Source organism: Prevotella sp. CAG:592 (assembly GCF_000436015.1).
GTDB classification, from domain to species: Bacteria; Bacteroidota; Bacteroidia; order Bacteroidales; family Bacteroidaceae; genus Prevotella; species Prevotella pectinovora.
Genome location: NZ_FR892633.1, coordinates 14,311 through 23,811, shown reverse-complemented (window position 1 = coordinate 23,811; position 9,501 = coordinate 14,311). Strand labels below are relative to the sequence as shown.

Genomic DNA, 9,501 nt, shown 5'->3' with positions numbered 1-9,501 from the left:
TGTCGCCTTGTCTTGTGCGGCGGCATCTGCCGGAGCTGCCAAGACAAGACTGATGATAATGAGCATGCTGCCCAATAGTCTTTGCATTTTTTGCATTACAGTTATGTGTTATGTTTTCTATTCCGTTATGTATGTATCTTCGCAGGGGCATCCCCTCAGACCAAGGTTTCTCCTTCATGCCGACATCTTCTTCATGCCATTATCAGAGCACGAAGTTCACTGGTATGCAGAAATATGTGAGACAAGGTTTGCCCTTGTCCTCGCCGGGCTTCCACTTCGGCATTCTCCTGAGCACCCTCAGTGCTTCGGCGTCGAGCAGCGGGTCTGCCTTATGCACCACCTTCAGCTCCGACACGGTTCCGTCTTTGCCGATGATGAATCCCACCACCACTTTGCCTTGTATCTTCTGGTCGCGCGCCGCCTGCGGGTAGCGCAGGTTGCTGGTTATCCACTTCATGAACTCCACCATTCCGCCGGGGAATTCGGGCAGTTTCTCCACAATCCTGAAGTTGAGCGGATTGTCGTTCATGTCGGTTGCCACGGGAGCCTGTGCCGTTGTCTCGTTGCTGCTGTCGTCGGCAGCCTGTCCGGCGTTNCGTCGGCAGCCTGTCCGGCGTTGCCCACTCCTTTGCCATCGTCGGCATCTCCGTTCGGCTGGTCCATCTTCGTGGGCATCTCCGTCTGCGGTTGTTCGTCCACCGCCTTTATCTTATCCGTCACCGCCTTCGGCGTTGTTCCCGGCTTCAGATATGCTATCATGTCTTTCTGTTGCTGCCGCGCCAGCAGTTCCGGGTCGAACGACGGGTCGGAGTCAACATCCATGTCGTCAAACATCTGCGGTCCGCCGCTTCTCCATTCCAGTGCCACGAACAGCAGCGTGAGGGCAAAGACGAGTCCGAGCAGGACTCCCGTGGTCCTGTTCGCCGTATAGTCGATATGTATATTCATCTTTGCCATTGTGCGTAATGCGTTAATATATGTGATGCCTGAATAACAAGGGCAATCACAGTTCTGCCACCTCTTCCAGAGTGAGTCCGGTGACAGTAGAAATCGTCTCTGCCGGCAGTCCCAAGTCTTTCATTCTTCTTGCATTCTGCCTGCGTTCTTCCTCACGACCTTCTGCACGACCTTCAAGTCTGCCTTCCTCACGCTCCGTATAGATATTGTCGCGGAGTATCACGATATTGTCGAGATGCTTGTAATAAGCAGAGCGTTCAGCCTTGCTCATGCGGTCCACCTTGAGTTGTTCCTTCACTTCTTCCATACCAGGTGCTTTGGCTCCCTTAGGCACATCACCTGTATTCAGATAATATGCCCATTCTTCTATGGAGCTTTTCGCCACTCGGTTGAAGTCGTTCACCTTCAAGATGTAATATTCAGGATACAGGTCGCTTACTTCGTCCACATTGAATTTCTGTCTTTGGAACGGACTGAGTTCAAGCAGATCGCCATTGTGTATGCCACGGAATTCCGTTTTGCCGTGGTATACGATGTCGGTGCCTTTTCCAAGCGAGAAATAAACGATATTCACGCTATACACCTTTCGGACGTTCTCGTAGCCTTGGCCTTTCTTTATATATTCCGTCACGAGCTTAGACGTACCGAAAAGCATACGCTGGAAATATGCGTATTCCGTGTTGTTCTGCACCTCAATGAGAAACAGTTCACCCTTGTCGTTCTCAGCAAGCATGTCCACACGATTATATTTGTCGTTCTCATCATCCTGATTACCTTCACTCTCAAGCATTTGCCTAATTTTTATTTTCATTCCAAGCAGCGTAGTGAGCAATCCTTCCAGAATTCCGAAGTTTGCCTTTTGTCTGAGCAGGCGTTTCATTGCCCAGTCAAAACGTATGTATTTATTCTCTGCCATAACGATAATGGTTTTTAGTTGTCTATACAGCTTTTCTTATGCCGAGCCGCAGCTTATCTTATGCAAAGATAATGCAAGGCGAGAGCAATATAATCCAAATGTTATTTGAGATTTATTGCCGAGCCGCAGCTTATCTTATGCAAAGATAATCCAATTACTTTTAAACACAAAATTAAAGGAAGTGAAACCTACTTATTTAGTCTTAACCCAACAAAAATCCTCTATGCAAGAACAACAACAGAATCCCTACAAGTCCAAACGACAGATTTGGGGCTAAACCATATACACGAAATTTTCCCCCACGGCGTGGGGAAGGAAACCCCACATTAGGGGGTTCTATTCCCCACGCCGTGGGGGAAATTCTGACCTATGTGATTCGTTATGGCGTTTCGATTATATTCTGAGTGAATATCATATCACCACACGAGAATTTTCTCGCCGTTAACGATGTAGACGCCCTGGTGAACGCAGATTGTGCGTGAGCCTTCAATTGTGCCGCTGAACAACAAGCTGCCCTGAAGGTTTACGATCTCCACTCTCGTAGCCACTTCGGCGTTGAGAACGATCTCGCCCTTGCCAGCCTTCACGGTGAATGTCGCTGGTGTAGGACTGTCAACGCCTGAAGGCTTGCTCTTGAAGTACGGCACGAAACGGATATTGCCATCTACGCAGTCGGCAGGGATGGTATACTCACCGTTGACGAATTGTGAAGCCTGCACTGTGTATTCCTTCCACTGCGGATTCTCATTCAGCATGTTCGCCCCCTCAAGATTGTAGCCATGGCGAATCTTCACGTAGTCGAGCAGGAAGCCTTCTGCCGGCTGGGTCTTTATCTTGAATGACCGACCGAAGGGAGTGGTCTGTCCTGTCACCGGCTTGCCGTTGGAGAGGAGAATCTCACCGTTCAGACCACCGCCGTTATCCTCAACAGCGCGGTAGATATCCACCTCGTCAGCGTGGATGTTTACGAGCACGTCAACGATGCCTCCGCCGTTGTCCGAGATATTGTTGTCTGTTGTGGTGCTGCCGCCGGGGTCTGCGTTGTCCCAGTCCACTTTGTACCGCATTCGATAGATGCCCGGTGTCTGGTCTTCTGCAATCCTGAACGAAGGCATTGCCACGCCGCAGTCGTCGCTTGCCGTACCGCCCTTGCTGTCCTCGCCCTTATAGTAAGAAAACGCTACGAGGTCCTTGTTGTCGGTGATGCCGGTGTCGGTGTAATCAACGTTGAACTTGCCGTCGTTACCCTTGTCGAGGTAAGCATACCCATGCATACGCTCGCCTTTCCAACTGATATCAGGCGTGACCGTCTCGCCTGGTCTGGCAAGGAAGATGTCGTCGAGGTTCTTGATGTAGAGTTTCTTGTCCGTGTCCTGGTTTACTGCTGCGGTCTGCGAACCGAGGCCAACAGACTTGATGTAGCGGTCGGCACGTGTGTGGGCTGTCGTCTTGTTGTAGTTGATCGGGTAAACCGGTTTTGAGAAGAACGGAGCGACCTTGCTGCTGAGGATGATATCATCGATGAATACGGCGAAGTCGCTCTTCTGGTCGTGAGGCGACTGACGGTCTACTACAACGAGGAGGCTCTTGATAGTGACGCCCTTGGCTCCCGTGACCGGGAACACCACGTCCTTCCATTTGCCTGCCGTACCGATTTTTGTGGGCAGGCTCCAGAACTGCTCTGTCGTTGCCGGCTGCCAAGGACGGTCGTCGCGGTTGCCCAGACCGATGAGCATAAACTGGGTGTAACGGGTGGAGCTGATCTTCACGTGTATGTATTGTGTCTTTTTTTCAAGAGCGAACGGCTCCTTCAGTTCTACGAGAGCGCCGAAGGTGTTGCTGCCGTAGCGTGAGCGCTGCACGCCGAGAATCTTTGCCGATTCATCAGGAGCGTAACCCAAATCGGAGTCCACTTCGTTGAGGTCGTTGTCAACCACCTGCACATTACCCTTGAGTCTGTTGAGGTTGAAGGGGGATATAGGACATGTGTCGTATGCACGCACACTCACGTAGCTCTCCGGAGTCTCGAAGTCACAGAGTGTCTTGTCCTGTTGCGCCATAGCGACGACAGGAAGAATGAGGCCCGCAAGGCAGATATATTTCTTTATGTTCATTGTTTCTTTGCTTTTTGCTTGATGGAATAAGTATTAGCCAAAATGGTCATCATACCGCTTTAATGTAGTATTCCAGAGACAGCCTGTGCAGTTTTAGAACACTTCTATTGTGTGGAGCAGCGGACAAGACCTTGAGTTCTCGATGGTGATGCGTATAGCCTTTGCCATATAGCCGTCTGTAGAGTATTCTGCCGTTGAGCCGTTGAGTGGGATGATGCGCTTGTAACCCACGGTTGTCGTTGCCTGATTGCCACCGCGCTTGGTGAATGTCACTCCGTCTTCACTTGTCTCGATCTTAAACTTCTTGATGCGCTGTCCGAGCTTGATATACTCCATGAGCGAAACGTAGCGCACTGTCTGCGGCGTGTCCCACTTGAGTTCGATGACAGCCTTCTTACTGCCGTCGGGAGTTGCCCAATATGTGTCTTTGTTTCCGTCAATCAGATTCCTGGCTTCGTAGTTGCCGTTGCCCATAGCCTCGCGGGTGCAGTCGGCTGTCACGGTAGCGCTCTTTGCGAGATCGGTGCCGAGGCGCTTGTCGAGCAAGTCGCCGAGTGCCTCCATCTGTTCTGCAACAGAGTCGTCGATAAGGCCGGCGCGATTTGGCGGGAGGTTGAGCAGCAAGGTGGCGTTACGGCCTACTGTCTCAAGATACATCTTGAAGAGAGTCTCGGCAGTCTTCACCTCGTTGTCCAGGTTTGAGTCCCAGAACCAGCCTTTTGTAGATCTGGCGTCGCTCTCGCCGGCTGCCCACATCCATGCGTATTCACTGCCCGTCTCGCCGTCGCCCATTGACCAGCATGTCTGTCCTGAATAGCCGTTCTCGTTGCCTATCCAGCGTACCTCGTCGCCAACGCCCCACATTACGACGTCGGGAAGGAGATTGTGGATAGAGTCGCGGAGGTTGGGAATGTCGTAGTATGTCTGCGAGTTGTCGATGGTGCGTTTCTCCGAAGTGGTGTAGCTGCCATAACCGCCTGCATAGTCGCCACCGGTAGCGCCGTCGAACCACATCTCAAACTGGTCTTTACCATACTGTGCAAGCTCTGCACACTGAGGCAGGAACACGAGCCTTGCATACTCGTCGGTATAGTTGCCGTTGCTGTCTTTCTTGCCCCAATACGGACTCGACAGGTCCCACGGAGAGACATAGAAGCCGTATTTCATGTTGAGCTCGCGTGCGGCATCGGCAAAGTCCTTCGGGATGTCTACATCCTTTCCGTAGCCGGAAGAGTTGCGTGTGCAGTGCTCTGTCGTTGCTGTAGGCCATAGGCAGAAGCCGTCGTGATGCTTCACCACGGCGATGCCACCCTTCATATGAGCCTTCTTTGCCACCTCAAGCCACTGCTTCGGGTCGGGTTTCTGTGTCGGTGCGAATACTGTCTCACGCTCCATGCCTGTCCCCCATTCCTGGTTGGTATAGGTGTTCATGCCGTAGTGGAAGAAAGCGTAGAATTCCGTTTCGTTCCATTTGAGCTGACGGTCGCTCGGCACCGGATATACGGGAGCCGGTGTGTTGTCCGAATTGCTCATGCTCTCCTCAACCAACTGGAAATTGTTTTGTGCCGACAAAGTGGCGGGTGCCGCAGCAGCCAGACTCAATGCCGACAACAAGATGTGGATTTTCTTTATAAATGTCATCTATATGTTTTGAAAAACAATTGGGTTCTTAACTGATTCAAAGTCGCAAAGCCACGAAATGGAAATCCCTAAATATCACATCCCCCTGTTTCGGGATTCCCAACCATTCTGCCACGAATGCCTACTTGCAGATTTTCCAATCCGAAATCGTCCGGGTCTTGCTGTCGAAACTTATGCCTATTTTAACAAGATGTCTGCCGGATGATTGATATGGTATCATATAGCCACGCTCATCAATCTGACGCAGAGCCTCATCGGCACTTTTGTCTACCTTCAATTCGAAGACATACACCGTGTCAGGCATATACATCACGGCATCTGCCCTACCGACAGCACTCTTCACCTCTGTCTTGATATATATGTTCAAGAAACTGAACATAAGATAGAATATGGTCTGGAAATGCTTCTCCGTATGGTTCTCAAGGTCATATGGGATGGTTGCCATATAGATGCGCATACACTCCAATGCCTTATCTATATCACCGCGGAACACAGCCTTGCAGAAACCAAGGAGGAAAGCATCATTGTCGGTGCGGCGCGGATTCAGATAATGCGGAACCATAGAGAAAAGCAGTCCGTCGCGAACTTCCTTGTTAGGAATGCCAAGGGTGTATTCCTTGAATATCGGGTCATACTTCTTTATAGTGAGATAGCCGCTCTGATAGAGCAGCGGCAATGCATCCGTCATTTCCTCCGGAGAACGGTCGAATGAATCAAGCGTGACATCCTGTTCCTCCAACGACGAGAGATTGACATTGAATCTGTCGAGCTGTTTGAGAAGGAATGTCGGCGTGCCGGAACCGAACCAATAAGACGAAATGTCCTGTCCGTTCAAGGATTTTATCACACTAAACGGATTGAAAATATCTTCTGATTTTTCACTGAAATGATAACCGTCGTAATATTGCCGCAATGCCTCAAGAGTCTTTTCATACGTGAGATGAAGAGCCTTGGCAAGTCCTTCCACATCGGGCTTCATAACAGTAGTTAGCTCCGTCATGCTAATTCCGCAGATGGCAGAATACTGGTTGAGCATGCTGATATTGTCGAGATTGTTCAACTCGCTGAAGATGCTGAGCTGGGAGAATTTCGTTATTCCCGTGATAAAGACGAACTCAAGGTATGGGTCGAGCATTTTGAGAGGGCTGTAGAAATTCTGCATTATCTTGCGCAGGGTGACAAGATTCTCCTTCTCATGCACTACATCAAGCAAAGGGGCATCATACTCGTCGATGATGACCACGGCTTTCCTGTTTGTCTGCGCATAAGCCTTCCTCACCAGGTCTGCCATCCTCGTATTAGGCTCCCCACCATCGGCAGACAGTCCATATTCCTGCTCATAAGGCTTCAGAAGCCAGTCAAGGTATTTCACAAGCGACTCCGCATCAAAATGTTTTGCACCGCTCATGTCGAAATGAAACACAGGATGGCTCGCCCACTCTTTCTCATATTCTGCAATGGCAAGCCCATTGAACAGTTCTTTATCACCAGCGAAATAAGAATGAAGCGTAGAGGCAAAGAGTGACTTGCCAAACCGCCGGGGACGGTTCAGAAAAACGTATTTCATCTTTTTCCTTCTGAAGTCTGCGATGTAGCCGGTTTTGTCGACATACAGATATTCGCCTTCACGGATATTTCTGAAAGTCTGGATGCCCACAGGATAACAATTCACAATTTCACTCATAACATTCTGCTCTTTTTTGTTTCCGCCGCTAATTTACGAAGTTTTTCCGGCATTTCAAAAAGTTGCCACTATTTTCAATCCCCCCAATGTCAAATATGAGATACAACAGCCCTTATAGTGATGATGAAATATTTTCGCCGCCACTTATTTGGACATATTGCATATTATTCTGTTTTTATTCATTACTTTTGCACCTGCCTACGAAAAATGACACATCATCAAGTCCCAATCGGTCATCAAACCATTTGGGTACAATCAGCAAAACCACACTATGCCAAAAGGATTATTATCATTCAGCAGCCACAACGATATCAACGAAATCAAAACGGAATGGACCGAACTCGACAGGAAAGCGGAGGAGAACGGCGTCAGATACGTTGAATACACATATTATCAGACTTACGAATGGAACGAATTCCTGTTCCGCCACACCACCAGGGGCTTCGGCAAGTTTGCCTCTGCGATGCGCTACCATCTGGTGAGACTCGACGGCAGACCGTTCGCCATCATACCCACACTGGTGACACGACTGTCGAAGAAGGTGAGGATTCCCTCATGCAGAGTGGCGGGAGTGCTCAACATCAGCTGCCCCTACACAGGGGAGTGGGACGGGGAGATGACGGCTGCCATCGCCGGATATATCGAGACGGCACTCAAGGGGATGAAGATCAGCTTTGCCGATGTGCCTATGGCGGCTCCCTTCGCCGGCGTGATGAAGAGAATTGGCGGCGAACTGAAGGAGCGCACGAGCTATCATGTGCCGCTCGACGGATTTGAAAGTCATGAGGATTATGTGGCATCGCTCAACAAGAACATATACAAGAACATCCGCAAGGCATACAACCATCTGAAAACCGACTCCAAGAGGATGGAACTGAAGGTGTATCGCCGGGGCGGAATGCCCGACGACGGATAAGACCTCTCTTCTGAAAGACAAATCAAGTTCTTATAACCCATTGGTGATAAAGTCGCTCTTCTGAAAGACAAAACCCGGACAAGCCCTGAAGCCCTGTTAGGGATAATAAAAACAAAAAAATCGCTCAAACATTATGCTTTGAACAATATTGTTTTCAAGACATAATGTTTGAGCGATTCTGTTTTCTGTGCTTCTTCACACCCAGATATTCTATTCTATCGTCAGTTTCTCGAAGAGCATCCTGTCGATGCCGTCGCCCGTGAGAGTCACCTTATAGCTGCCGGCATTGGTCTGCGAACCAGTGGTGATGCTCGTGTTGCGGCGCTTGGTCTTCTTCTCCGGAGTCTTCACGAAGGTGATGTCGTCTTCCTTGTATACCACACCGTTGAGGTCGGTTATCTTCACGTGGAGCGTGCGCTCCTTCTCAGGATTGTAGTAGCGGAATCTCAAGGCATACACCTTTGCCACACCCACGTTGTATTCAAACGTCATCGTTCCCTTGTGCAGAATTCCCTCTGCGGTGATGGCACTGCTGGTCTTCGGCGGCAGCAGACTGTCGGGTGTGGCGGCATAGGTCTCTTTCTCGAAGTCTGCCCACATCGTCTTGCTCTCCTTCTTCGGTTTCTTCTCCACCGGCTTCACGTCGTGGTTTTCGGTCGCCACGGCGATGGCAGAGATGACAGCCTGTCCGGCATTCACCTTCGGGAAGTCGATACGTATCTCCTTGCCCTCGTTGTGAACATTCAGCACCCGCTTGTATGGTCTGCCGTAGCGCGCCTGTGCCCAGAGATCGAGGTTACGGATTCGTGTGGTGTCGTTCACCGCCACATCAAAGAGTCGCAAGCCCTCATAATCGGTAGTCGCCGACTCTCCCCTGCCCCACCAAGGCTCGATGAAATAGAGTTCCACGCGATAGTCGCCGGGCTGCGCCGGTATGGTGTACGACAGACGGTGTCTGCCGAATCGCGAACTGCGGAAGAGCGGCGATGCGAACATCAGCGGATTATACGTCTGGCTCGCCTGATAGGGGCTGGTCTCCTTCTTGAACCCGTCGCCCCACGACGATGACCAGCTGCTGTTGTCCTGCTGCCAGGTCAGTCCGTAGCTGTCCACATAGTCGTCGCCGCCACAGTTTATGCGCGCTATGTAGTTGTATCCGTTGGCAGGCTTTATGATATCCTCGTTCCATGCGTTATACGAAGGCATGGCGAGGGAGTCGCAGCTCACCAGACGGTCTTTGCAGTATCCGCGTGCCACGAGGGCGTCGCCGCCC

At 50.6% G+C, this 9,501-nt stretch carries 7 protein-coding genes; 1 reads left to right on the top strand and 6 read right to left on the bottom strand.

Features of this window, described 5'->3' with window-relative positions; all coding sequences use genetic code 11:
- Positions 1-202: 202 nt before the first annotated feature.
- The 5 genes from QVO99_RS10275 to QVO99_RS10255 form a co-directional block, all read right to left on the bottom strand.
- Positions 203-529 carry an energy transducer TonB gene (locus QVO99_RS10275; protein WP_022317528.1) on the bottom strand — a complete coding sequence of 109 codons (327 nt, stop codon included), beginning with the start codon at positions 527-529 and terminating at the stop codon, positions 203-205.
- Positions 530-1,003: 474 nt separating this feature from the next.
- Positions 1,004-1,873 (bottom strand): Rpn family recombination-promoting nuclease/putative transposase, encoded by an 870-nt coding sequence (locus QVO99_RS10270; protein ID WP_022317526.1) that lies wholly within the window; start codon positions 1,871-1,873, stop codon positions 1,004-1,006.
- Between the two features lie 416 nt (positions 1,874-2,289).
- On the bottom strand, positions 2,290-3,987 hold the full coding sequence (locus QVO99_RS10265; protein ID WP_022317525.1) for a hypothetical protein: 1,698 nt from the start codon (positions 3,985-3,987) through the stop codon (positions 2,290-2,292).
- Between the two features lie 93 nt (positions 3,988-4,080).
- The gene (locus tag QVO99_RS10260) at positions 4,081-5,628 is read right to left on the bottom strand and encodes an alpha-L-fucosidase (protein WP_022317524.1); all 1,548 of its coding nucleotides are present in this window, start codon (positions 5,626-5,628) and stop codon (positions 4,081-4,083) included.
- Positions 5,629-5,749: 121 nt separating this feature from the next.
- Positions 5,750-7,312 (bottom strand): ATP-binding protein, encoded by a 1,563-nt coding sequence (locus tag QVO99_RS10255; protein ID WP_022317523.1) that lies wholly within the window; start codon positions 7,310-7,312, stop codon positions 5,750-5,752.
- A gap of 271 nt (positions 7,313-7,583) precedes the next feature.
- Here QVO99_RS10255 and QVO99_RS10250 point away from each other — a divergent pair, with 271 nt between their 5' ends.
- A complete protein-coding gene (locus QVO99_RS10250) occupies positions 7,584-8,228 on the top strand; it encodes a hypothetical protein (protein WP_022317522.1) in 645 nt (214 codons plus the stop codon).
- 210 nt (positions 8,229-8,438) lie between these two features.
- Here the strand turns inward: QVO99_RS10250 and QVO99_RS10245 are convergent.
- Positions 8,439-9,501: malectin domain-containing carbohydrate-binding protein (locus QVO99_RS10245; RefSeq protein WP_288177185.1), on the bottom strand; the 1,063-nt coding region annotated here is incomplete at its 5' end.